The sequence below is a fragment of the Streptomyces sp. NPDC055078 genome (assembly GCF_053607985.1).
In genome coordinates this window covers 1-1,674 of record NZ_JBSGUP010001058.1, presented here as the reverse complement: position 1 = coordinate 1,674, position 1,674 = coordinate 1, and the positions used below count along the sequence as shown (strand labels likewise).

General features: G+C 71.5%; 2 protein-coding genes. One reads left to right on the top strand and one right to left on the bottom strand.

Annotated elements, in window-relative coordinates:
• The coding region (locus tag ACWF94_RS40105; protein WP_453500172.1) for a sigma-70 family RNA polymerase sigma factor at positions 1–637 on the bottom strand (637 nt) is incomplete at its 3' end.
• Between the two features lie 285 nt (positions 638–922).
• On the opposite strand from ACWF94_RS40105, the gene ACWF94_RS40100 reads away from it, so the two are divergent.
• Positions 923–1,402 (top strand): carboxymuconolactone decarboxylase family protein, encoded by a 480-nt coding sequence (locus ACWF94_RS40100; RefSeq protein ID WP_453500170.1) that lies wholly within the window; start codon positions 923–925, stop codon positions 1,400–1,402.
• Positions 1,403–1,674: the final 272 nt, after the last annotated feature.

Here is a 1,674-nt window from a genome sequence, read left to right as displayed (position 1 = left end):
CGGCCTGGACGAGTCCACCGCCGTCGGTCAGCAGGACGACGTCCGGTGCGAGGAGGTCGAGCAGGCGTCGCAGGTCGCCCGTTTCGACCGCCTGCCGGAACGCCTCGACGGTACGGCGGGTCTCGGCGGCGGAAGCGGCCCCGCGGGCCCCGCGCGGTCGGCGCGCCGCGACGTGGGCCCGTGCCCGGTGGGCGATCTGGCGGACCGCAGCCGGGCTCTTGTCGACGGCCCCGGCGATCTCGTCGTACCCGAAGGCGAACACCTCACGCAGTACGAACACCGCGCGCTCGGTCGGGCCGAGCGTCTCCAGTACCAGCAGCATCGCCATCGAGACGCTGTCGGCCAACTCGACGTCCTCGGCCACATCGGGCGTCGTCAGCAGTGGTTCGGGCAGCCAGGGGCCGACGTAGGACTCCTTGCGGCGGCCGAGCGTCCGCAGATGGGTCAGCGCCTGCCGGGTGGTGATCCGGACCAGGTACGCGCGCTGGTCCCGCACGGTGCCGGGGTCGACGCCCACCCACCGCAACCAGGTCTCCTGGAGGACGTCCTCGGCGTCGGCGGCGGAGCCCAGCATCTCGTAGGCGACCGTGAACAGCAGGTTGCGGTGTGTGACGAACGCCTCCGTGACGCGCTCCATGCGGTCGTCACGACCGGCGGGACCGGGCGTCTCCCCGGCCCCCTCGCCGTTGAGTGGGTCGCCCATGGGTCGGTCGTTCATCACCGGCTCCTGCCCTTCTGTCCGTTCGCTGCGCCTTCGACTGTGCGTACACGAGATGCCGGTCGCCGTCGCGTTGTGACACACGCGGCCGGTGACGTACACCACATCTCCGTGCCGTCACACGGGCCGGGCCGCCGGCATCTTGTGGTCGTCCAGTGCGGCAGCAGTACGCACACAACGAGTGAGGAAACTGAGGGCAGAGCGATGGAACCCCGATTCAACCTGTACGACAGCCCGACCGCCGCGAAGGTCGCCAAGCGGTTCTACAACGCCTCGCTGGCCCTGGACGGGTCGACGCTGCCGAAGGCCCTGCGGGAGCTGGTGGAGCTGCGGGTCGGCCAGCTCAACGGCTGCGGATTCTGCGTCGACGTCCACACCAAGGAGGCCGCGGCCGCCGGTGAGACCGCGCTCCGGCTCAACCTGGTCGCCGCCTGGCGGCACACCACCGTGTTCACCGAGGCCGAGCGGGCCGCGCTGGCGCTCGCCGAGGAAGGCACCCGGCTCGACGACCACGGCGTGTCCGACGCGACCTGGGAGGAGGTGCGCAAGCACTACGACGACGACGAGGTCGGCGCGCTGGTCTGCCTGGTTTCCCTGATCAACGCGGCCACCCGGATGAATGTGATCGTGCACAACCAGGGAGGCGCGTACGAGCCCGGCATGTTCGCCCGTACGGCGAGCTGACCGGCAGGCCACAGCAGGCAGGTGACAGCGTCCCGACCCGGGATCGTCCCGACCCGGGATCGTCCCGGGCCGGGACCGTGCCCACCGCCGGGTCCCGGCCCGGCGGAACGGGCGGGCCGTTTCGGCGTCCCCTACCGGACGCCTCTTCTTCTGCCGCCTCGCGTGGACGGCGAAAACCACAGGTCCACCTTCACACCGCCCCCGGGCCAGGACCCCCGACACGAGGCCCGGCCCGAGGGCGGCTGAGGTGTCCGCCGTAGTACGGCTGAGCC

What these genes read in the sequence shown, in the direction of transcription:
- ACWF94_RS40100 (WP_453500170.1), top strand. Translation starts at nt 923, where the DNA reads ATGGAACCCCGATTCAACCTGTACGACAGCCCGACCGCCGCGAAGGTC.